16 protein-coding genes and 2 pseudogenes are annotated in these 22,211 nt (G+C 69.0%); 6 read left to right on the top strand and 12 right to left on the bottom strand.

The features are described 5' to 3' along the window. Window positions 1–185 precede the first annotated feature (185 nt). Together ACFYO2_RS47110 and ACFYO2_RS47105 are read left to right on the top strand one after the other, a co-directional pair. Complete coding sequence (locus ACFYO2_RS47110) at window positions 186–812, top strand: DUF4333 domain-containing protein (protein WP_388363008.1); 627 nt, start codon at window positions 186–188, stop codon at window positions 810–812. A 725-nt stretch (window positions 813–1,537) separates the two neighbouring features. Further along, on the top strand, window positions 1,538–2,410 hold the full coding sequence (locus tag ACFYO2_RS47105) for a hypothetical protein (RefSeq protein ID WP_388363006.1): 873 nt from the start codon (window positions 1,538–1,540) through the stop codon (window positions 2,408–2,410). A gap of 171 nt (window positions 2,411–2,581) precedes the next feature. Here the strand turns inward: ACFYO2_RS47105 and ACFYO2_RS47100 are convergent. Beyond that, window positions 2,582–3,100: pseudogene (locus ACFYO2_RS47100) on the bottom strand (transposase family protein); the annotation flags it as partial. 216 nt (window positions 3,101–3,316) lie between these two features. Between ACFYO2_RS47100 and ACFYO2_RS47095 the strand changes: the two are divergent. Together ACFYO2_RS47095 and ACFYO2_RS47090 are read left to right on the top strand one after the other, a co-directional pair. Further along, window positions 3,317–3,784: a MarR family transcriptional regulator gene (locus tag ACFYO2_RS47095; protein WP_388363042.1), complete on the top strand. Its 468-nt coding sequence runs from the start codon at window positions 3,317–3,319 to the stop codon at window positions 3,782–3,784. Between the two features lie 293 nt (window positions 3,785–4,077). After that, window positions 4,078–5,481, top strand: a complete 1,404-nt coding sequence (locus ACFYO2_RS47090; protein WP_388363003.1) for an IS1380 family transposase — start codon at window positions 4,078–4,080, stop codon at window positions 5,479–5,481. 156 nt (window positions 5,482–5,637) lie between these two features. On the opposite strand, the gene ACFYO2_RS47085 is transcribed toward ACFYO2_RS47090, so the two are convergent. The 7 genes and pseudogenes from ACFYO2_RS47085 to ACFYO2_RS47055 all read right to left on the bottom strand — a co-directional run bounded on the left by ACFYO2_RS47085 (window position 5,638) and on the right by ACFYO2_RS47055 (window position 12,220). Next, on the bottom strand, window positions 5,638–6,447 hold the full coding sequence (locus ACFYO2_RS47085; RefSeq protein ID WP_388363000.1) for a DUF817 domain-containing protein: 810 nt from the start codon (window positions 6,445–6,447) through the stop codon (window positions 5,638–5,640). A gap of 421 nt (window positions 6,448–6,868) precedes the next feature. Next, window positions 6,869–8,074 (bottom strand): NUDIX domain-containing protein, encoded by a 1,206-nt coding sequence (locus ACFYO2_RS47080; protein WP_388362998.1) that lies wholly within the window; start codon window positions 8,072–8,074, stop codon window positions 6,869–6,871. A 31-nt stretch (window positions 8,075–8,105) separates the two neighbouring features. After that, a complete protein-coding gene (locus tag ACFYO2_RS47075) occupies window positions 8,106–8,960 on the bottom strand; it encodes an NUDIX domain-containing protein (protein WP_388362996.1) in 855 nt (284 codons plus the stop codon). After that, a complete protein-coding gene (locus ACFYO2_RS47070; protein WP_388362993.1) occupies window positions 8,957–9,598 on the bottom strand; it encodes a class I SAM-dependent methyltransferase in 642 nt (213 codons plus the stop codon). The genes ACFYO2_RS47075 and ACFYO2_RS47070 overlap by 4 nt, the downstream gene beginning before the upstream one ends. Before the next feature lie 99 nt (window positions 9,599–9,697). Continuing rightward, entirely contained in the window at window positions 9,698–10,267 is a 570-nt protein-coding gene (locus ACFYO2_RS47065) for a hypothetical protein (protein ID WP_388362991.1), read from the bottom strand. 23 nt (window positions 10,268–10,290) lie between these two features. After that, a pseudogene (locus ACFYO2_RS47060) lies at window positions 10,291–10,530 on the bottom strand (ABC transporter ATP-binding protein); the annotation flags it as partial. An 889-nt stretch (window positions 10,531–11,419) separates the two neighbouring features. Continuing rightward, window positions 11,420–12,220: an alpha/beta fold hydrolase gene (locus ACFYO2_RS47055; protein WP_388362989.1), complete on the bottom strand. Its 801-nt coding sequence runs from the start codon at window positions 12,218–12,220 to the stop codon at window positions 11,420–11,422. A 199-nt stretch (window positions 12,221–12,419) separates the two neighbouring features. On the opposite strand from ACFYO2_RS47055, the gene ACFYO2_RS47050 reads away from it, so the two are divergent. Then, a complete protein-coding gene (locus ACFYO2_RS47050) occupies window positions 12,420–13,016 on the top strand; it encodes a DinB family protein (protein ID WP_388362987.1) in 597 nt (198 codons plus the stop codon). Window positions 13,017–13,400: 384 nt separating this feature from the next. On the opposite strand, the gene ACFYO2_RS47045 is transcribed toward ACFYO2_RS47050, so the two are convergent. The 4 genes from ACFYO2_RS47045 to ACFYO2_RS47030 all read right to left on the bottom strand — a co-directional run bounded on the left by ACFYO2_RS47045 (window position 13,401) and on the right by ACFYO2_RS47030 (window position 18,915). Next, window positions 13,401–13,751 carry a VOC family protein gene (locus ACFYO2_RS47045; RefSeq protein ID WP_388362985.1) on the bottom strand — a complete coding sequence of 117 codons (351 nt, stop codon included), beginning with the start codon at window positions 13,749–13,751 and terminating at the stop codon, window positions 13,401–13,403. A 136-nt stretch (window positions 13,752–13,887) separates the two neighbouring features. Continuing rightward, window positions 13,888–16,338: a SpoIIE family protein phosphatase gene (locus ACFYO2_RS47040; RefSeq protein ID WP_388362982.1), complete on the bottom strand. Its 2,451-nt coding sequence runs from the start codon at window positions 16,336–16,338 to the stop codon at window positions 13,888–13,890. A gap of 60 nt (window positions 16,339–16,398) precedes the next feature. Then, on the bottom strand, window positions 16,399–18,426 hold the full coding sequence (locus tag ACFYO2_RS47035; RefSeq protein WP_388363039.1) for a SpoIIE family protein phosphatase: 2,028 nt from the start codon (window positions 18,424–18,426) through the stop codon (window positions 16,399–16,401). 240 nt (window positions 18,427–18,666) lie between these two features. Beyond that, window positions 18,667–18,915, bottom strand: coding sequence for a hypothetical protein (locus tag ACFYO2_RS47030; RefSeq protein ID WP_388362979.1), 249 nt, complete (start codon window positions 18,913–18,915; stop codon window positions 18,667–18,669). Between the two features lie 273 nt (window positions 18,916–19,188). Between ACFYO2_RS47030 and ACFYO2_RS47025 the strand changes: the two genes are divergently transcribed. Further along, window positions 19,189–21,987, top strand: a complete 2,799-nt coding sequence (locus ACFYO2_RS47025; protein WP_388362977.1) for a SpoIIE family protein phosphatase — start codon at window positions 19,189–19,191, stop codon at window positions 21,985–21,987. Window positions 21,988–22,211 lie beyond the last annotated feature (224 nt).

Raw genomic sequence — 22,211 nt, 5'->3', positions numbered from 1 at the left:
CAGGGTGTCCTCGTGGCACCGCTCGACCTGGCACAAGGCCCGCGAGGAGGGTGCCGAGCGGGCATCGGACCGGCCTGAGCCGGGGCGAACCTCGCCGCCGGAACCTGGTGATGATTTTACGTGTCCAGGTGCTTGACATGAACAATTGACCGGGAGATCCAATGCAGCATTCAGCGCGGAACCGGATGGCGGTTCGAGCAGCAGCGGGGGCGCTGGCAGTGTTGTTCGCCGCGGGCTGTTCGGCGAGCGTGAGCGTGGGCGGCTCAAAGGTGAGTAAGGAGGAGGTCGCGGAGCAGGCCTCGGCGGCCCTGGGCAAGAAGGTCGGCCGCGAGCCCGATGACGTCACCTGTGAAGACGACCTCAAGGCCGAGGTGGGCGAGACCGTACGCTGCGAGCTGACCGTGGACGGCGAGAAGCAGGGCATGACGGCCACCGCGACGTCGGTCGACGGCGGCAACGTCAAGATGGACTTCAAGGTCGACGACGCTCCCGGCGCCGATGACTCCGCAGAGCCGGAGCCCACCGAGACCGCCCAGCCCACCGACGCGTCGAGCACCGGTACCGGTGGCGGGGCCCAGACGGTGGACAAGGCCGAGGTCGCCCGCCAGGGCAAGGCCGCCCTGGCGGCGCAGGCGGGCCGGGAGCCCGACGCCTTCGCCTGCCCCCAGGACCTTCCGGCCAGGGTGAACGCCGTTGTCCGCTGTCAACTGGCCGTGGACGGCAAGGTGTACGGCGTGACGGTCACTGCGACGTCGGTCGACGGCGGCAACGTCAAGATGAACTTCAAGGTCGACGACACCCCGAACGGTTGACCCCGAGGAACCGAACCCGACACGGCGGCGAGACGATCACGGCGCCGCCGTGCCACGGATGTATCCCCGCTCCGCGGGCAGGGCATGCAGCTTCTTGCCGTGCAAGGCGAAGGCACGCTTGCCGTCGGTGGCCACCAGCCACGCGTGATGGTCGCCGGACTTGACTCTTCGGGAAACTCCAAGATCCCCGACAGAGTCAAGCTCAGTGGTCGGCTCAGGACGTCCTTCGGGGGGTTGACTCCGGAGCCGGTGCAGTGCGTGTTGTCCCGTCAGAGGTCGGGGGTCGCACTCCCCAACCCGCCCCCACCGCTGCCCCGCAGGACATCGAGTGGCGCCTGCCGCGTCACGCCGGCCGTGAGGGCAGGGCCCGAACTTCCTTCTCCGGGAACAGGCCACTTCATGGAAAATCCCGGATGAGGTGACGGAGACCGTCGTACTCCTTCCTGCTCAGCGAACTGATGACAAACGCGTACCGTCACGCGAAGGTCTCCCCCGGCCGCGAGATCCGAGTCCGCTGCGTCCTCGCAGGCAACCGCCTCCGCGTCTCGGTGACGGACGCGAACGACACCCTCCCGACACCCTGGGAGCGTCACCGGACGACGAATCGGGCCGGGCTGCCATTGCCGCCGAATTGTGCAGAAGCAACTTGTTCGTTGGTGGTGCGTGAAATGACCACCGTCGGCATATCCAGCGAAACGGAGACACGAGTGATACGAACGCGAAGGATGAGAAGTTTGCTCGCGGCGAGTCTGCTGGTCGCGGCGACGACTGCCGTGTTGGGCGGCAGCGCGGGCGCCCAGGCGGCCGAGGCCGCGGCGGCGGAGTGCGACACGACGATCATCGGCCAGGACACGGACGGCCGCCTCAACAAGGCGTCCGGCGTCAACGGCGTCATCAACGAGAACTACCAGACCGCTGAGCCGGCCCCGTGGTCGCTGCGAGCGCTCCACTCGATCGGTGGCTCCGGGGGGAACGGTACGTGGAACACCTCGTTCCTGGCCCCGGCGACGGACGGTGACCTGCGGGTGGTCAACCTCCACGGCACCGAGGGCGACCCGACACTGACAGCGGAGTCTCACGACACCGTCGCGACCGGCTGGCGTCCGTACGTGATGCCGTCAGGTAGCGGGTTCAAGCTGTACACGATCAAGCAGGACGGCGACATCCTGATGCGCGAGGTCGGCACCGGCTCCGACGGTACGACTGAACTCGGCGCCTACGAGACCCTGCCGGTGGCGGCGACGGATACGAGGGCCGCGGGGGTCTTCTGGATCCGTCTGGCGGACGGCACGGAGCGCGACGTCATCTACGCGACCAACGGCGAGACCGGCGCGCTGCGTCAGATCATCGTCGACCCGGAAAACCCTGCTTCGGCGAAGAGTTACACGCTGGCCGGAACCGGGTTCAAGGCGTTCACCCACCTCAAGGCGGGCTCCTGCGGCGGAGAGTCCATCTCGGTGGTCGGCGTGAACAGCAAGGCCGGCAACGCACGCTGGTTCGAGCACGCCGCCCCGTTGTCGCACAGCGGCTCCACACTGAGCACACGCCAGCCCGTCGGCACGGACGGCCAGTGGCAGGGCTGGACGGGCATCGGCTGAGCCGTGTTCCAGAAGTCGCGGGCGGCCGGCCACTTGATGGGGCCGCCGCCTGCGATCCGGGCGTCACCCCCTGTCCCGCCAGGCGGCGCGCCGTCGCCTGGGGTCTCTACCCCGCGGCCCCGACCTCTGACGGGACAACACGCACTGCACCGGCTCCGGAGTCAACCCCCGAAGGACTTCCGGAGCCGACCACTTAGCGCCGGACTCCGCCCAGCCGCGGGAGTCGTGTCGGTTGCCGGGCAATGGCTGGCCGATCACTACGACCAGGCGTGAGTCAGCGTCGATGACGACTTGGTGGGCTGTGGAGTATCGGTAGTTCTTGGACTGCTCGGCGATCGTGCGGTCACGGGTGGGGACGAGGGTGCCGTCCACGATGAGTACGGTGTCCTTACGGAACCGCTGACGCGGCTGGAGCGCGAGGAGCGGGCCGATGTGGTCGATAATCCGGCAGGCCGCCGATTTCGAGACACCGAACAGTGGCGCGAGCTGTCGCATCGTCAAGTTCGTGCGCCAGTACACAACGACCAGCAGGATCCGGTCCTCCAGCGACAGGCTCCACGGCCGGCCGCGATGTCCGTCGTCCACGCTCTCGCGGCGCACGGCTGTCACCAACTTGCCGAAGCGGCGCGGGCTCAGCCCGGCAAACGGGGCTATCCAGGACGGTTCCGATGCCGTGATCACGCTAGCCATCGGAAGATCATCCCACCTGTGACCAGGTGTTACGGAACGAAAACCTCTAGCGAACCCATGCTCGGCCGATGGGGGCCGAGGCAGGGTTCCTCGTTACCGTTTCGACGGTCGCCCGGAAGACTACCCGCTTGCCCTCAACCGCACTCGAGGTCCTACGTTCTTCGCATGACCTGCACGGTGTGCGGGTTCCACATGAAGTACCTGGAGGGGCACCCCATGACGACCCAGCAGATCTCCGACGCCGAACTCGCCGGACAGCCCGCCGCGTACTGGACCGGGGTCGCCTACGAGGCGCTCATCGCGTACACCCGGGCCCAGCAGGCTGAAAAGGGCTACACCCAGCCCCAGTTCTGGCTGCTGCGCAATCTGTCCGTGAACGACATCTCGCCCGACGGCGAGGGGATGACCCTGCCCGAGCTGCGCCAGGCCATGACCTCGTACATCCGCCCCGAGGACGACCTGGCGGCAGAGGCCGAGGTGCTCCTGAAACGCGGCTGGCTGACCCGGGACGCCGAGGACCGGCTGTGGCTCACCACGGAGGGGGAACAGGCCCGGGTCGATCTCGCACGCAACGCCCCCACAATCCGCGCCGCACTCCACGAAGGCATCAACGACGCCGACTACGTCACCACGGTGAAGGTGCTCCAGCGCCTGATCCACAACGCGGGCGGGGCGGTCGCCTGACAGGCCACGAGCCCGAGGCGCAGCGCCTCGGGCTCGTGGTGAGTTCGTGGCACGTCGGCCGTTGTGGTTGCGCAGCCGCGGGACCTCGCCGCCCAACCGACCCTGCGACGCCAAGCACTGTGACCACATCCGGATGCGCAAACCGATCTTTGCGGGACAGCCCTTAGTCTAGCCTCCGCGTTTCACTTGCGGCGGTGTCCGGATCTTGATCGGCAACGCGAAAGTGCCTTCTGAGCTGGGATGATGAGGCTTGTCTAGGGCTTCTGTCACCACAGCAGGAAGGCACTTTCTGCGTGCACACTACCGGGTCACGTCCCAAGCTTGTCGTCTCCGCCGACGGTCGCGGGGTCGTCAGTCACGCCGGATCCCGCCTGCTGACCGATCTCGCCGATGTCACCGGCCTGACCGGCGCGTTCACGGACGCACTGCGCAAGCTGCGGCCGCGTGGCACCGGGCACGACCCCGGGCGGATCGCGGTCGATCTGGCGGTGATGCTCGCCGACGGCGGCCAGGCGATAGCGGACCTGGCCCTGCTGCGAGACCAGGCGGAAGTCTTCGGCCCGGTCGCCTCCACTGCCACCGCCTGGCGTCTGCTGGCCGGCATCGGCCCGGACGCACTCGCCCGCCTGCGCTCGGCGAGGGCCACCGCCCGGGAAGTCGCCTGGCTGCAAGCCGCCGAGACCACAGGCGGCATACCCGTGGCCCGCGCCGGCGGGCGCGACCTGCCCGGCCTGGTCCTGGACATCGACGCCACCCTGGTCACCTGCCACTCCGAGAAGGAACAGGCAGCGGCCACCTACAAACGCGGCTTCGGCTACCACCCGCTGCTGTGTTTCCTGGACAACACCGGCGAAGCCCTGGCCGGACTACTGCGGCCGGGCAATGCCGGCGCCAACACCGCCGCCGACCACATCACCGTCCTGGACGCGGCCCTGGCCCAGATCCCCGACGCCCACCGCCACGGCACCACCATCCTCATCCGCGCCGACAGTGCCGGAGGCGCGAAAGCCTTCCTCGCCCACATCCGAGCACTCCGTGAGCGGGGTATCCACACCTCCTTCTCCGTCGGACATCCCGTCACCGATCCCATCCGCCGCGCGATCCGAGCCGTGCCCGACCATCTGTGGCACCCCGCGCTGGAGCAGGACGGCACCCTGCGAACCGGCGCCGAAGTGGCAGAACTGACCGGCATGGTGGACCTGACGGACCACCCGGACGGCACCCGGATCATCGTCCGGCGCGAGCGCCCCCACCCCGGCGCCCAGCTGTCCCTGTTCGATGTCGACGAGGGCATGCGCCACCAGGTCTTCCTCGCCGACACCCCTCACGGCGAAGGCTCCCTGCAGCACCTGGAGGTCCGCCACCGCGCACACGCCCGCGTCGAGGACCGTATCCGCTGCGGCAAAACCACCGGCTTCGGACGCTTCCCCTCCCGCCACTTCGCGCTCAACGCCGCCTGGCTGGAACTGTCCCTGACCGCCGTCGATCTGCTCGCCTGGGCCCAGGCCCTGTTGCTGGACGGCGAGTTGGTGTCCGCCGAGCCGAAGAAGCTCCGCTACCGGCTGCTGCACGCCGCCGCCCGCATCACCCGCGGAGGCCGCCGCCTCCACCTGCGGATTGCCGCCACCTGGCCCTGGCGACATGAACTGGCGAACGCATTCGCCCGCCTCGCGGCCCTGCCGAGGCCGGCCACCTGACCAACGGCGCTGCCTCTGCCCACCCACGACCCGAGGAATCCGGAGCACCCGACCCGAGCGCCGGGCCCCAGCCATGCCCACCCGCCGACAGCCACGGCCCCTCCACAGTCAACCCAGCTCAGCCGACCCAACTGAAACGAGGAGACTAGTACTTCATTACCTCGGTGGTGCGTCGCTGATGCTGTCCTTGCGGTGGGACCGGCCAACCGCCGCCAGGACGAAGGTGATGCTGATCAGCAAGGCCCAGGCCCCGAACTTGTCCACTGCGACCGGCTGCCAGCCATCAAGCTGGTACGGGTAGCGCCAGGCGCCCACGTAAGTGGCCAGGTTCTCCGCCACCCACAGGAAGAAACCGATCAGCACGAACGAGAACGCCAGCGGCATCCGTCGACGTACACCGCGCACCGTGTAACGCACCGAGGTGCCCGTCGTGACCGCCAGGAGCAGTCCGGCCAGCAGCCAGCGGACATCGGGCAGCCAGTGGTGGCTGAAGAAGTTGACGTAAATCGCCGCGGCCACGACTGCTGTCGCCCGCGGGCGATAGCGGACCAGCTCCAGGTCGAACAGGTGCCAGGCCCGGCACACGTAGCTGCCAACAGCCGCGTAGAGGAAACCTCCATACAGCGGCACGCCCGCGAACTTCAGCACGGCAGGCTCCGGATAGCTCCAGGAGCCGAGGGACACCTTCACCAGCTCGAAAGCCAGGCCGATGACGTGGCAGACGGCGATGACAGCGATATCCCGGCCGTTTTCCCAGCCACGCAGCCAAAAAAGCAGGGTGAGCAGGGCGCCGTAGGCAACGAGCAGGTCATAACGCGCCACAGGCAGACGGGGCAGCACGGTGGATGCTGCGACCCCGGACAGTAGCGCGATGGCGAAAGAGCAGGCCCGGATGTGCATCCAGGCGAAATCACACAACTGACGAACCGATACAGCCACGGGGCCGTTGATGCTATTGGTGAACATGGTGCCCTGTAGGACGAACTCTTGCCCGTTCAGGTTGCTGCATCGAGGGCCGGACCGGCGGGGCGGGCTTCCTGCAGGGCGCTGAGGATCGCCTCCGAGTGGACGGGATCGGGGAGGCCCCCCGCCCCATCAGCTACTCACCCGGCTGAAGCCGGGAGTATCCACGAAAGGAATCAGATGAGGGGCCCTTGCGGAGGCGGTCGCACGCGTGCCGGAGGGAAGCGAGAACAGCAGGGGCGGCGTCTTCTTGCACCGCTGCGAGGACGGCTGCCTGCCACGTCGTGGCGTGCAGGCAGGCTCACGACCGCGACCAGGGGGATGGCCACCGAGCTGAGTGAGGAGCCCAGGACGTCATTGGCCTGGCCCGTCCAGTAGAGGCGGAAGTCGCGGTGTCACCACAGGCTCGAGTCTGCGGTAGTTGTCACGCGAGGCCGTTCACCGACGGCGTGGGGTGGGGTGCGCGGGAGGCGAAGGGCGTGAAGTGCGCAGAGGAGTGGTCGATGGGCAGGCCGGGGCGCCAGGCGGTGAGGATCTGCGCGCTGCACACGAACAGGCCGTCGGGCAGCTGGTCCAAGGGATACCAGGCCCAATCGCCGACGCTCTCGTCCGGCTGCGTGGCCGGCTGGCCCTGCCACGTGCGGACCGAGGCGCCCACCGTGACTCGCACGACGCCCCCGACGTGGTCGACGAGCATGCCGAGGAGCTTGACGTCGTCGGGGCGAGCGGCCAGGCCGGTCTCCTCGCGCAGTTCCCGGACCGCCGCCGCTTCGAAGGACTCCCCGGCCTCGACAGAGCCGCCGGGCAGTTCGATGGTGCCGCGCCGATGGCGGCCGAGAAGGATTCCCTGCTCGCCGAGGAGGATCGCACCGACCCCGACGGCCGCGTGCGGCACAGGGGGCTGGGCACTACGCGGGCGGCTGGAAAGGCGTGCGGGTCGTGCGGCAAGGCGGCGGGCTCGGATGAGCTGCTGCACGACCCGCGCGCTCTGATCGGGATGGCGCAACAGGTCGATGGCCTCGACGCGGAAGCCGTACTCGGTGAGCAGGTCCTCCCACAGCTGCGGCGCCAGGACCCACATCTGGGTGGCCAGCGGCGGATCGTCCCTGAGCAGGATCATCTGCTCGCGTGGTGCGACTGTGGTGGACGGACCGCGGTCGTGCAGGTCGGTGTGCAGAAGCGAGAGGATCAGCGGCGCGCCGGGACGCAGACCGTCGCGCAGCGCGGGCAGGGCGCGGTGCGGGTCGATGAACGCCAGGGTGCCGATGGCGTACGCGGCATCGAACGGCTCGGCCTGGGCGAGGTAGTCGACCAGGTCAGCCTGCACGAATTCCACGCCCGGAACGTCCGTGTGGGTGGAGACGGCGCGCTCGTGCTGGGTGGGTGACAACTCGATCCCGGTGACGTGCGCGCCGTGGGCCTGGGAGAGATGCACGACGTGGTGGCCTGCGCCGGAGCCGATGTCCAGGACACGACGGCCGGTGATGTCACCCAGGATTTGGGCGCCGGGACCGACCCCCTCCCACGGTGTCCAGGACAGCTGTTCGGGGACGGGGGGCATATAGGAGCGACTGAGCTGGCGCTGTCCGTAGACGGTCCAGGCTTGGGCGTTGATGTCCTCGACGGGCACGGTCTCTCCTTCGCGGGCGGCGCGACGTGGTTCAGGTGTGTGTGATGAGGTAGGCGGGGCCTTCGCCGAGCCGGGCGCGTTCGAGGGCTTCGAGGCGGGAGAAGGCGCGAGGCGTCATCAACTGCCGCCATCCCTCCAGGTCGTGCACGGCCCACATGTCGTGCTCCGCGGGATCGAGGCGAATCTGGCGGAGCTGGTCGGTGGTGAGGCGCCCTCCGTCGAAGATGAAGCCGACCTTGTTCAGCGGCAGCCGGGGCCCGGCGTGCAGGAAATGAGTCAGCAGCAACTTCGGTGCTCCCAGGGCGATTTCGAGGCCGGTCTCCTCGATGGCTTCGCGGCGGGCGGTCTTGAGGGGGTCTTCCCCCTGGGTGTCGAGATTGCCGCCCGGGAACTGCCAGAGCCGGGATGCGTAGACCGAGCGCAGCTGTACGGGCCGGTCGTGCTCGTCGCGTACGTACAGGCAGCCGTACACCGTGTGGTGGGGTACGGTCTGCGCGTACTGCGACGGCGTCATCGGCAGGGAGTGGCCCGGGCGCGCGGGACGGTGGTCGAACTGGAAGGCCAGCGGTCCCAGCGCTTCTCGGTCCGGCGGGTAGATGCTGCGGAGCGTGATGAGCAGCTCCTTGGGTTGAGCGTCGGGATCGATGCGCGACGGGTCCTCCGCGTCGAGTAGTTCCTCGAACGACGCATACGGGGTGACCCGTTTCACGACGACGTCTAGTTCCCGGCTGCTGTCGCGGTCGTGGAAAACGATCGCGTCCGCGACTTCGACGGCCGCCTTGGCCGGGGTGGCGACACGTACCTCGACCGTCTTGCGGCCTGACTCCACCTGGTCGTAGTAGCGCCGCAGCAGGTGGAAGTGATGTTCCCGCGGGGATGCGGTCACGGCCTCGACGCTCCGGGGCTGGATGGCGCTGCCTGCGTTCCAGCGCCGGGTGGAGCGTCCTGCGCCGTGGACTGGCTCCGGTGCGGGCCGCGCAGAACCAGGAAGGCCAGCCCTTCGGTGTCGTGGCGCTCGGCGCTGTGCCAGCGGTTGTGCAGCGCTGCGAGTTCGTCCTCGTCGAGTGCGATACCGCGCCGCTCGGCTGGGGTATCGGCCGCGAGTGGTGTGATGACCACGAGGGCTCCGCCGGGGCGCAGGCGCTGGCCGAGCGCGTGCAGGGTGCGGTCGCGGGCGTTGAGGAACGCAGCCACGAACCGCAGGGTGATCACGTCGTACCCGTCGGCGTGCAAGGGCTCCCAGTCGTCGCCTTCGACGTCGAGGCGAAGCCATCGAGCGGCCTCGCCGTGTCGGGTGCGGGCTTCGGCGAGCGCGGTCTCGGACCAGTCGACGGCGTCCACGGCGTAGCCGAGGCCGGCCAGGTGGGCTGCGAGCTCACCGACCCCGCACCCGACGTCGAGGGCCCTCCTCGTGTCCGGTGCCGGCACATGAGTGGTCAGCAGGGCGCGCTCACTGTCGCTGAGTTGGCGATAGCGGCGGCCGTCGGCGTAGCCGCGGTCCCATTCGTCCTGCGAGGAGAACATGTGCGCGAGTACGTCCTTTCCTGGAAGTGGCGGTCTCTAGGAAGCGGCGGACCGGCCGACGACACGTGCCGGGCCCGGCCGGCTTTGCGGGCAGCGGCTTCAGGTCCAGCCCATCGAGGTGTAGAGGGTGCCGTGGGAGATGGCCTCCAGGGCAGCGCGGGTGTAATTCACGATCGGCTCGGGCAGTGCGTCCAGCGGCCACCAGCGCCATTCGGTGCAGCGCTCCGGTACGCGGACGGATGGCTCGCCCTCCCAGCGGGAGGGGAAGCGGGTGGCGCGGTCGGTGACGGCCGGATTGATGTCGAGGGTGGTGACGCTGTCCGTGGGGCCGACGAGTTCGGCGATCAGGGCGGCGTTGTAGCCGCCGGAGCCGATCTCCAGGACGCGGTGGCCGGGCTGGATGCGGGCTGCTTCGAGCATGTCGGCCTGCAGCCAGGGTGCGGAGATGGAGCTGGTGATGCGGCCGTCGTTGGTATGGCGGGTGGCGATGATGTCGTTGGCGTACGCCTTCTCGGCGGGTACCTCGGGGGCGAAGGCGTGCCGTGGCACGGTGCGCATGGCGTCTTCGACCGCGGGGGTGCGAATGTGGCCGGCGTCGACGAGCTGGTCGGCCAGCTGGTGGCGCAGGGCGCCCGCCTGGTCGAGTTCGGTGGTGGGAGGTGTCGTCACGGCGGGCCTTCCAGTCGATCGGGTCATGCGGGATCCGCGACGGTGGGTGCGGCGGGTTTCGGGATGCTGGCGTTGGGTGCGTACTGGGCTGCCTGTGCGTCGAACATGGCGGCGTAGCGGCCCTGGGCGGTCATGAGTTCGTCGTGGGTGCCTTATTCGGCGAGGTGCCCATGGTTGAGGACGTAGATGCGGTCGGCGTGGCGGAGGTCGGACATGCGGTGGGTGACCAAGACGACGGCCCGGTTCGGGGCGGCGAGGCACCGCTCCTGCCGTCTGCGGACTGCCGAAGGGGGACTCGCAGCCCGGGGCCACGCCGGTGCACCGCCACCACGTGGAGTGCATGAAGTGGACGACGAGAACCTGGGAAGCGCCGCGCGGGCGTCGAAGGCGCTACAGCTTGCGCCCCATCAGCGGGCGGCCGGAGAGGAGACGGCCGGTTCGGTTGCGCGGGCGGCGGCGTACTGGTCGCCTCACCGAACCCGAACACCTGCCCCCATAACCAGACGCCGGCCGCGAGGCCGGCGATCATCCAGCCGCTCATCCGCTTCGCGCTCCGCGGCTTCGGATCACGGCGGATTTGTCCGCGGTGACCCCTCCGACACCTTCGACATGACGTCCCCTCCCGTCGGCGGGCCGTGGTTCGCGGCCCTTCCTCAAATTGATTAGCAGCGCGCACTGACAAAAACTGACGATCATCACGGGGAGGAAGCGGGTCAGGATGCCATCAAGCCAGGCCCGTCGTACCGCCCGACGGCCCGTCAGACTCGAAGCGTGGGCTGCTGACCTCGGCACACGGCCTTGTCGGCCCCTACGCGGTGCACCCTGGCCTGCCCACCGCGGTGCCGAGGATCACTGACCCGATGGCTCTCACCTGCGGAAACGATTGCGGTCATGTCAAGCGGCACCGCGACCGTGAATGACGAAAAGCAGCAGGAGCACACTCGTCACTCTTGTGCGCCGGTGCCGCCCCCTGTGCTGGGTCTTTTCGACCTTCTGAGTCGTCACCTTCGCCGTGACGAACGTGAGCACCCGGAGACCTACCCAGGACACCCACGGCGGGCGGGGACTTCGCCCCTTCATCGCATCAAGACCTGTGGATCGGTGGTGGTCTGCGGTTTGTGATGTCCTCGTCGTTGGGACCGTGCAGGGTTGTCAGGCGAGGGTCTTCAGGAATGCGGAGAGTGCGGTGTGGAGGGTTCCTGGCTGTTCCAAGTGCAGGTCGTGACCGGTTCGGGGGATGCTCATGGCCACGGTGGTGGGCTGCAGCCGGAGCATCTCCTCGGCTTCCTGCTGGGGGACGATGCCCGACTGGGCCAGGACGACCAGGGTCGGGCACGTGATCTGCGCCCACTCGTGCCAGAAGGAACGCTGGGCGTTGTCTGCCAGCGAGCGGGTCATCACCTCGCGGTCGAAGCGGGGCCACCATCCGCCTCCGCGTTCTTCCAGTCCGGCGGCCCAGCCTTTGCCGACGGGTCCGCCGCCGAGGAACTGGGCGGCGGCCTCGCGGGAGATGAACGGTGTCGGCCACGAGTCGAGCCATCCGCCGATATCGGCGGGCGCATTCGGGTTCGGGCCGCCTGGGCCGGCCTCGACGAGTACGAGTGCGCGGACCCGCTCGGGGTGTGCGGCGGCGGTGAGCATGGCCGTGTGTCCGCCCAGCGACTGGCCGATCAAGACAGGACGCCGCAGAGCCAGTTGGTCCAGGACGGCGATGACGTCGGCGACGTAGGCGTCGCGGGAGACGTCCTGCGGGTGGCGTTCGCTGGCGCCGTGTCCGCGCTGGTCGAGTGCGATGACCCGGTGCCGGGGGCTCAGCCTGTGTGCCGTCTGGTCCCATTCGCCTGCGTGACCGGCCAGTCCGTGCAGCAGTACGACGGACTGCCCCGGCCCGCCCCAGTCCCGGCAGACAAGGCGGACGCCGTCTCGCGTCACGGTGTGCTCAGACCATGTCACGTGGGACCTCCAGGGGGATCAGCTGAGCTTGATCATGCCGCAAGAGTCTCGGGGTGTTCGCGACGAGGTGGCCGCGTTCGAAGCGGGCTCCGGCCCGGACCGGGGCAACCAGGTGAGGCGCGTTCACGGCCCGCCAGCGGTCCTGCGCGGACTGGGGTGTCACTTCTGGGTGTCAGTGCCGGGTGGGAAACTGCCGGGCATGATCGAACCGAACCCGAAAGCGGACCTTCTCCGGTACTTGCAAGAAGGGCGTGACGCCCTGGTGTGGAAGCTCGATGGCCTCTCGGAGTACGCCATCCGCCGTCCGCTGACCCCCACCGGCACGAACCTGTTGGGGCTGGTCAAGCATGTCGCCAGCGTGGAGCTGGGCTACTTCGGCGACACGTTTGGGCGGCCGTTCTTCGACGCGGACCCGCCGTCCTGGTGGTATACGGAGGAGTCAGAACCCAACTCGGACATGTGGGCCGCTGCAGACGAATCACGGGAACAGATCGTTGGGCTGTATCGCCAGGCGTGGGAGCACTCCAACAGCACGATCACGACGCTGCCGCTCGACGCGATCGGGCACGTCCCGTGGTGGCCGGAGGAACGCCGAGAGGTGACGCTGAACCACATCCTGGTGCGCGTGATCTCCGATACTCAGCGGCACGCAGGTCACGCCGACATCGTGCGAGAGCTCATCGACGGATCCGTCGGATATTTGCAAGGCAAAGACAGCATGCCACCAGGTGATCAGGCGTGGTGGGAGGATCACCGGAACCGACTGGAGCGCGTGGCGCGGGAAGTCGACGGCTGATCTCGCCTGCTGCCGACCCCGTGGGCTCAGGGGTCGGCCATGCGGCCCGTTCAGCCGGCTGCGGTCTGTTCGGCCAGGACTTTGGTGTGGGCGAGGCCGTAGGACTCGGTGCCCGTTTGGATGGATCGTGGAAGGCGACATCAAAGCCTGCTTCGACGAGATCGCGCCTCATGGCGCACTCCGGTGTCATCGAAGTTAGTCGGTTGCGGTGCCTGGACCTGCGGCGACTAAGTTCGACGACACAACGTCCCAGCGTCGCGCACTGGGCTGCAGTGGTACCAACCGTTACGAACGCGATTTGCGATGCGGGCGGTCTCCTTGTGGTGGCGCCACCGACGCTCCGCGGCCACCCTGAGATTGGTCACGCTGAGCCAAGTGCTGGGGTCACAGGCTGTGGGCGATGGGGTGCAGCGGTTCGTACAGCGGCAGTTCGGCGCCGCTGGGGAGCCGGATCGCAGTCAGTTTGCCCCAGCGCTGTTCGCTCACCGGGCGGGTGATCTCGACGCCCTGCGCGCGGAACTCGCCGAGCTGGGCATCAAGGTCGTCGCACATCAGGAAGAACTCGTGCTGGGGCGGGTCGTCGGTCGGGTGCACAGCCACCTCGGCCGGGGGCAGCTTGAAGATGAGCCAGCCGCCGCCCGCGTCGACGCCGGGAAAGTCGAGGACGTCACGGAGGAAGGCGCGGTCCGCCGCGGCGTCCTGGCTGTAGAGGATGACATGTGCACCGCTGATCATGGCTGGCTCCTGCCCCTTCGACGTGCTCGCGGTCGTGTCCTCGCATCCTGGCACGCTGTCGGGAGCGGGACGAGCATCGCCGGGTGCGGAGGTGCAGAGCGGAGGGGGAGCCTACGGTGGGCCGGCATTGCCCCTCTCACCGCGCCGACGCGGAGGACAACAGTTGCTCGGTCCAGATGGTCTTGCCCTCGCGCGTGTACCGGGTGCCCCACCGCTCGGTGAGCTGGGCCACCAGGAAGAGGCCGCGGCCGCCCTCATCGGTGGTGCGGGCTCTACGGAGGTGCGGCGAGGTACTGCTGGTGTCGGACACCTCGCAGATGAGGTGGTGGTGATCACGGATGAACCGCAGGGTGATCGGCCCGCCGCCGTACCGGTAGGCGTTGGTGACCAACTCGCTGACGATCAACTCCGTGGTGAAGGCCATCTCCTCCAGTCCCCACTCGGCCAGTTGGGATGCCGTCAGCGCCCGGGCGCCTGCAGCAGCCGTGGCCTGCACGGGCAGCTCCCACGTGACGACGTTCGCCTCCGCCAGGACGCGGGTACGGGCGATGAGCAGCGCCACGTCATCGGCGACCTCGTCGGTGGCGCGGTCGCGCAGCAGCGCGCCCTCCACCACCTCGCATGTCTCCTCCAAGGAGCGGGCGGGTGCGGTCAAGGCCCGGCACAGATCTGCCAGGCTCTCTTCGACGTCCCGCTTGCGTGCATGGATGAGGCCGTCGGTATAGAGGGTCAGCAGGCTGCCTTCGGGCAGCGTCAGCTCGGCGGCCTCGAACGGCAGCCCGCCCAGACCCAGCGGCGGTCCTGCCGGTATGTCAGGCAGGTGGACCTGTCCGGCCGGACTCACCACGGCGGGTGGCGGGTGACCGGCGCGGGCCAGCGCGCAGCGCCGTGAGACCGGGTCGTAGACGGCGTACAGGCAGGTAGCGCCCACTATTTGGGGGGACTGGTCGCTGGTCGGCTCCTGCTCCTCGGCCAGGCGGTCCACGAGATCGTCGAGGTGAGCGAGGACCTCGTCCGGGGTGAGGTCGAGGTTGGCCAGGGTGTGTACGGCGGTGCGCAGCCGGCCCATGGTTGCCGCCGCGTGGATGCCGTGGCCGACCACGTCGCCGACGACGAGGGCCACGCGGAGCCCCGAGAGCGGGATGACGTCGAACCAGTCACCCCCGACGCCTGACGCGGCGTCGGCCGGCAGATAGCGGTGGGCGACCTCGACCGCCGGGTGCCTCGGGACCTCGTGCGGCAGCAGGCTGTGCTGCAGGGTGAGCGCCGCTTGGTACTGCTGGGTGTAGCGGCGTGCGTTGTCGATGCAGACAGCGGCCCGGGAGGCGAACTCCTCGGCGACCCTGAGGTCGTCTTCTTCGAACGGATCGAGCTGCCGCCAGCGCCACAGACTGAGCAGGCCGAGCACGAGGCCCCGCGCGACCAGCGGAACCACCATGAGCGAATGGGTGCCCAAGCTGAGGGCGCGCTCGGCCCGCTCCGGGTCCAGGTCGAGCCACGCGGAGGACCTTTGCAGCTGCGCTTCCAGGATGGGTCGCCGCTCGGCCAGGCACCGCGCCTGGACGCTGTTCGGCGGGACGTCGATGGTGTGGCCCACGGGATACATCACGTCCGCGTCGGACGGCAGGGGGCTGCGGACTGCCGTCCTGCGCAGGGGGCCCAGCGTCTGCCGCCCGGGTTCCTCGCCGTGGATCACCGGCTCCAGGAGGTCCACGGAGACGCAGTCGGCGAGGTCAGGGGCAGCCACCTCGGCCAGTTCACGTGCGGTCCTGGCCACATCGAGCGTGGTCCCGATGCGGGCGCCTGCCTCATTGAGGAGGGCGAGCCGACGACGGGCCCGATAGCGATCCGTCACATCCTCGACCGTCTGTGTCACCCCGAGGATCCGCCCAGAGGGGTCCTGCAGACGAAACGCCGAGATCGACACGATCAGTTCACGGCTGGGGTCCCTCCTCAGGCGGCAGGGCTGCTCGGTGAAAATCGAGGACTGGCCCGTCTCCAGTACCTCCCGCAGTTGCCTCTCCACCGTGTCGGTGTCCTGTTGGATCAGGAAGTCGCTGGTGCGGAGGCCGCGATGCTGCTCGGGCGGCATCTGACTGAATCGTGATATCGCCCGGTTCACTCGCAGGATGCTCAGATCCGGGGCGTGGACCGACAGACCGATCGGGGAGCGGCGGAACAACCCCTCCAGGACCGACCGGTCGGTGTTCCACCGGACAACCTCCTCGGCGGGTGCGCCGAGGAGAAACCATTCCCGGGAGGAGGCGCCCTTGGTGATCGGCCGGGACCAGCACCCGAACTCCACGCGTCGGCCGTCGCGGTGCCGTACGGGCACGAGCCCGAACCACCCCTGGTCGCGGACGCATGCCTCCACCGCTTCCATGACCACGTGGTAGTCGCTCGGGTCGATGAGGAAACCGATTGTCGACCGCCCGAGGGCTTCCTCGGACGGGTAGCCCAGCAACGCCTGAGCCCGCTCGCTCCAGCCGACGATCCTGCCCCCGTCGTCCAACACCACTGAGGCAGCGCGCTGCACCGCCAAAGGGTCTTCCTGCGCTTCGCTGAACGTCGTCACCGGTATGTCCATCGCTATCCACCTTCCGCCTCCGGGTGGCGCGGCGCGAGTGGGGCCGTTCGGGGCGGCTGTTCACCGTGTTCCCAGGACCGTTCTGGCGAGAAGCACCGCCACGTCATCCCGGACAGTGGAGGGCAGCACACGGCGCAGGATGCGCTCGCAGATCTCCTCCAGCGGATGGTCGAGATCCCGCAGCGCCTCGGCGAGCTCCCGCATGCCCTGGTCCAGGTCTCTGTCGCGGGCCTCGATGAGGCCGTCGGTGTACAGCACCAGCAGTCCGCCGACGGGCAGAGGGGCCCACTCGGTCTGGAAGGTCCTTCCGCCCGCCCCCAGCGGCGTACCTGTGGAACCGTCGAGGAACGCGAGCCTTCCCCGGGCGTCGACCATCGCCGGCGGTGGATGTCCGGCCCTGGCGATCAGGCAGCCGCCGGCATCCGGGTCGTGGACCGCGTAGATGCAGGTGGCCATTTCGTTCTCGCCTAGGTCGGCCACGGCGGCATCCAGGGACATGAGCATCTCAGCCGGTGGAATCTCGTGGCGTGCCAGCGTCCGTACCGCTGTGCGCAGTTGTCCCATGACGGCCGCGGCGTGGATTCCGTGCCCCATGACGTCACCGATGACCAGGCCGGTCCTGCCGTGCGGCAGGGTGATGACGTCGAACCAGTCGCCGCCGACCTCGTGGTCACTGGCGGGGAGGTAGCACCCGGTGAGTTCAAGGCCGGTCACTTGCGGGAGCGTGCTGTTCGTCAGGCTCCGCTGCAGAGTGAGGGCCGCCGCGCGCTGGCTTGTGTACATGAGGGCGTTGTCGATGTTGAGTGCCCCTCGGGAGACCAGCTCGTCGATGAGGACGCAGTCCTGGTCGTCGAACCGCTCGCGACTGCGGACACGCGTCACCACCACGGCGCCGAGCACCTTGCCCCTGGCGACCAGCGGGACCAGTCGTGCCGAGCCCAGACTGGTACTGAGGTACGCGCGCAGAGGCTCGGCGCTCGGATCGGTGATCAGCGCCGGGATGTCGGCCTGGTAGAGGTTCATCGGACGCCCGTCGGTGATCACCCGCTCGTACACCGAGCCGATCGGAACCTGGAACGTCTCGCCCACCTGGAGCAGCGCGGTGGGGGCCGACGGTTCGGGAAACGCGGCCGCCAGCCGACGTACCACGCCGTGGGTGGACCCGGCGGCCTCGTCCGGTTCCAGTACTGCTTCCAGCAACTGCACGTCGGCCGAGTCAGCCAGCCGGGGCACCAGTACGTGCACCACTTCTTCCGCGGTCTGCCGCAGGTCCAATGTGGTCCCTATACGGGAGCCGGCATCCGCCAGCAGGGCGAAGCGCTGCCGCGCCCGGTCGGCCTCGACCTGCGCCTGCTGCCCCTCGGTGATGTCGATCAGGGAAGCGATCAGTCCCAGCCGCTGGCCGGTGCTGCCGACCAGCGGTGCATACGAGCACGACCAGGTCCGGTCGTGATCCGGATCGGCAGGGGTGCGACCGGTGCGGCGGACGTCGACCACCGCCTCACCGCGCTCCAGGACCTGCCTCATCACCTCTTCCAGCATCGCGGCGTTGACCCCCGGCGCCACTTCGGCCAGCCGCTTGCCGATGTGCTCGGCCGCGGGGACTCCGTTCATCCGCGCCAGCGCGTCGTTGACCCGCAGAAAACGCAGGTCGGGGCCGAGCGTGGCCAGTCCGATCGGCGACTGGGTGAAAAGGGATTCCAGCACCGTCAGCGAATCCCGCATGGCCCGGACGCCGGACGTCTCCACGGCGATGGTCAAGATGCCCGTTCCGCCCTGCGGGTCCGCGGCGGGACAAATCCACATCTCCATCGGTACGAGGTGCCCGTCGCGGTGCCGCACCGGCAGCGTTTCGAGCACCGCCTGGCCCGCCCGGACTCTCCTCGTCAGATGGGCGGCACGCTCCCGGTCGGGCGCAGGGACCAAAATCCGGAATCCGTTCCGGCCCAGCAGCTGGCCCGGCAGGTAGCCGAGCAGGTCCTGTGCGGCGCGCGACCATTCCACGATGCGCCCTTGCGCATCGGCCCTCCACAGCAGGTCGCGGAGTTGCCCCGCGTACCCAACCGTAGGCAGGGGCAGATCCGGCACATCACTTGTCGACTCGTGTGTGTCCACCACAGCGACCTAACCCCGGGGGCACCGGGGGCCTGTTCGGGCCGTAGTGTCCCGGGCGATTTGAGCGAGCGCCGCCGAAGCGTCAGCGTCGTCGGGTAACGGCCTCTCGGGTGATCCATAGGGGGCATTTACCACATAAGCGTATCCGAGGCGCCGACGACGGCCCAGCGATCCACTGCTTCTTCGCCCCCGGTTGTGGGCGGCCTCGCCTCTTCAGAAGCGGGCGACGGCGGCATCGTGGCCTTGGCCCCGTCGTGGCCAGCGCTCGGTGACGGCGGGGGAATCCGACAGTGGCACTCCCGTCATGTCCAGTCGGCGTCCGGCGCCGTGGGCCCTGTGCAGGGTCTCGACCAGCGTCCTCTTGCCCACGCCGGCTTCGCCCAGGACATGCAGCCACGTCCCGGCGACGAACGCCGCTTCGCTGTCGGCGACCGCGCGCAGCCAGGACGGGGAGGAACCCACCAGTCCCAGGTCGACCGGGTGGGTGCGGTGGAAACCGCAGGACGCCTGGGCTGGGGACGCCCGATCAGCCGGACCCTGAAGAGGGCGCCGGCGTCGCTGTCCTCGCGCCGGCAGCGGCTGACTCTGAGTTCGGCGACCCGTCCGGAGGGCAGGGCGATGCTGCGCGTCCCCTCCCACCGGGGGGCGTCGGCCATCTCACGGTGGCGGGCGGCCCCGGGGAACTGCTGTCCGGTGCATCGGGCCGGGCTCGCACGGTGGTGCTATGAAAGGTGTATGCAGGTATCTCTCGGACGATATCTGGCACCGTGGCGTCATCCGCGCACGGAACGTTCGCCTGACCGTCGCGTCTCCTTGCTGAACCTGCACAGTGCGGCCGGGCAGGTGTTCCTTCTCCAGGTCGTGATCGTGGTGCTGCTGGTCGTGACCGCGGTGACCGCCATGTTGCTCCAGGCGGCACGTGACGCTCTGAAAGAGGGGCGAAGGGAGTCGGTCGTCGCGGCCCAGTCGTTCGCGAGTGCCCCCGGTATGGTCGAGGCGTTCCGCAGCCCGGACCCCAGCGCGGTGCTGCAACCGCGAGCCGAAGAGGCGCGGAAGAGAGCCGGCGTGGATTTCGTCGTCGCCATCAGCACCGAGGGCATTCGTTACACGTATCCCTACCCGGAGGAGATCGGGAAGAAGTTCGTCGGCACCATCGCACCGGCGCTGGAAGGCCGTACCGTCGTCGAGCAGGCCGGCGGGCCGCCTCTGCCCACCGGCGAGGGAACGGCCGTGCAGGCGGTGGTACCGGTGACCGACTCGCGCGGCACGGTGGTCGGCCTGGTCTCCGCGGGGATCACGGTCAAGAACGTGTCGGCACTGTGGATGCCGCAGTTGCCGATCACCGTCGGCGCCGGCGCGGCAGCGCTCGCGCTCAGCATGGTCGGGACGACCCTGGTGGCCCGGCGGCTGCGGCGGCAGACGCACGGTCTGGCCCCGGCGGAGCTGGCGCGGATGTACGAGCACCACGAGGCCGTCCTGCACGCGGTGCGGGAAGGGGTGCTGATCACCGACGCCGACGGGCGACTGCTGCTGGCCAACGACGAGGCGCAGCAGCTGCTGGGGCTGTCGGCACAGGCGCAGGGATGCCCGGTCCGGGAACTGGGATTGCCGGAGCCGATCACACGCCTGCTCACGTCGTGGAAGGTGGTGACCGATGAGGTACATCTCGCAGGCAATCGCTTGCTGTCGGTGAACAAGCGGCCCACGTTCCCGCACGCGGCCCGCGGCGGCAGCGTGGTGACCTTGCGGGACACCACCGAGCTGGCCGCGGTCTCGGGGCGGGCGGAGGTGGCGCGGGAACGGTTGGAACTGCTGTACGAGGCAGGGGTGGGCATCGGAACGACGCTGGATGTGACGCGGACGGCGCAGGAACTGGCCGAAGTGGCCGTGCCGCAGTTCGCCGACATCGTCACGGTGGATCTGCTGGACGCGGTGCTGCGAGGGTGGGAGCCGACGGCCGAGGGATGGCGACACCTACGGCGGGCGGCGATCGGAGGCGAGCAGCAGGGGATGCCCTTGTATCCACTCGGCGAAGTGATCGCTTTCCTGCCGGACACTCCGCAGATGTGGACGTTGCAACAGGGACGGGGCGTTCTGGAGGCGGACCTGGGAAAGGCGCGCGGCTGGCAGGAGCAGGACCCGGATCGTGCGCGTGAGGCCCTTGACCGCGGGATGCATTCCCTGGTCACCGTGCCCCTGCAGGCGCGGGGTGTGCCTCTGGGCGTGGCGAATTTCTACCGGACGGGGGACTCCCCGGCGTTCGAGCCGGAGGATCTGTCCTTCGCGGAGGAGATGGCCGCGCGCGCGGCGGTGGCCATCGACAACGCCCGGAGATTCACCCGCGAGCACACGATGGCGGTCACGCTGCAGCGCAGTCTGCTGCCGCGGGGGCAGCCGGACCAGGACGCGCTGGAGGTGGCCTGGCGGTATCTGCCGGCGGAGGCGGGGGTCGGCGGGGACTGGTTCGACGTCATTCCGCTCCCCGGCGCACGGGTGGCGCTGGTGATGGGCGATGTCGTCGGTCATGGCTTGCACGCGGCGGCGACGATGGGGCGACTGCGCACCGCGGTGCACAACTTCTCGGCGCTCGACCTCCCCGTGGAGGAAGTGCTCGGGCACCTGGACGATCTGGTCGTGCGCATGGACAAGGAGGAGAGCACCGGCGACGCCCCGGACCACCATGAGGGAGAGGGCGTAACGGGCGCGACCTGTCTCTACGCGATCTACGACCCGGTGGCGGGGACGTCCACCATTGCCCGCGCCGGACACCCCGACCCGGTGGTGGTGGGGCCGGACGGGACTGTTGCCTTCGCCGACGTGCAGGCCTCCGCCCCGCTCGGGCTGGGAGGCCACCCCTTCGAGACCGCCGAGGTGCACCTGCCGGAAGGTTCACAGCTGGTGCTGTACACCGACGGCCTCGTGGAGGACCGAACCCGCGACCTGGACGTAGGGCTGGATTCGCTGCGCCGGGCGCTGGACGGGGCCGCCGGGCGCACACCGGAGGAAGCGTGCCAGGCGGTGATCGACGCGTTGAGGCCCGCACACTCCTCCGACGACATCGCGCTGCTCGTGGCACGTACCCGGCCGCCGCCCTCGCGCGTGGCCGAGTGGGACGTGCCGTCGGACCCCGCGGTGGTGCCCTCGGTGCGGGCACAGTGCAGGGAGAAGCTGGCGGAGTGGGATCTGGAAGACCTCGCGTTCACCACGGAGCTGATCATCAGCGAGTTGGTCACGAACGCGATCCGGTACGGATCGCCACCCGTCACAGCGCGGCTGCTGTGCGGACGCTGCCTGATCTGCGAGATTTCGGATGGCAGCGGCACCTCCCCGCATCTGCGGCGGGCGACGACCACGGACGAAGGCGGGCGGGGGCTGTTCCTCGTGGCCCAGTTCGCACAGCGATGGGGCACGCGGCACACGCCCCGCGGCAAGGTCATCTGGGCGGAACAGACTCTTCACGACGGCGTATCCGCAGCCGCGTCCTCCACGCAGGTCGACGTTCTCCTCGAGCAGTTCGGTGATGCCGCCCTTTGAGGCCGGACGGCACCAGGTGCCCCTAGGGGCGATCTGCCGTCCGTCATCTGGGTCCTCCGTGGATACTCCGGCGTTTACGCCGGAGAGGAAACGGACTCCTGCGGAGCAGGGCAGGGAGCGGTGTTTCGTCGTCAAGGCGAAAGACCGTGCTCTGACCCGCAGGCTTGATCTTTACCTGTTACCCCGCTAGTTTGTGAGCGTGACCGCGAACCATGTGAAGCGGG

Origin of the sequence: Streptomyces sp. NPDC006602 (assembly GCF_042870385.1) — a bacterium.
Taxonomy (GTDB): domain Bacteria; phylum Actinomycetota; class Actinomycetes; order Streptomycetales; family Streptomycetaceae; genus Streptomyces.
This window is presented reverse-complemented; position numbering and strand designations above follow the sequence as displayed.

Coding starts and splice junctions, on each gene's coding strand:
- ACFYO2_RS47105 (WP_388363006.1), top strand. CDS start 1,538: ATGAGAAGTTTGCTCGCGGCGAGTCTGCTGGTCGCGGCGACGACTGCC.
- ACFYO2_RS47070 (WP_388362993.1), bottom strand. CDS start 9,598: ATGTTCTCCTCGCAGGACGAATGGGACCGCGGCTACGCCGACGGCCGC.
- ACFYO2_RS47110 (WP_388363008.1), top strand. CDS start 186: ATGGCGGTTCGAGCAGCAGCGGGGGCGCTGGCAGTGTTGTTCGCCGCG.
- ACFYO2_RS47025 (WP_388362977.1), top strand. CDS start 19,189: ATGCAGGTATCTCTCGGACGATATCTGGCACCGTGGCGTCATCCGCGC.
- ACFYO2_RS47045 (WP_388362985.1), bottom strand. CDS start 13,751: ATGATCAGCGGTGCACATGTCATCCTCTACAGCCAGGACGCCGCGGCG.
- ACFYO2_RS47040 (WP_388362982.1), bottom strand. CDS start 16,338: ATGGACATACCGGTGACGACGTTCAGCGAAGCGCAGGAAGACCCTTTG.
- ACFYO2_RS47050 (WP_388362987.1), top strand. CDS start 12,420: ATGATCGAACCGAACCCGAAAGCGGACCTTCTCCGGTACTTGCAAGAA.
- ACFYO2_RS47085 (WP_388363000.1), bottom strand. CDS start 6,447: ATGTTCACCAATAGCATCAACGGCCCCGTGGCTGTATCGGTTCGTCAG.
- ACFYO2_RS47095 (WP_388363042.1), top strand. CDS start 3,317: ATGACGACCCAGCAGATCTCCGACGCCGAACTCGCCGGACAGCCCGCC.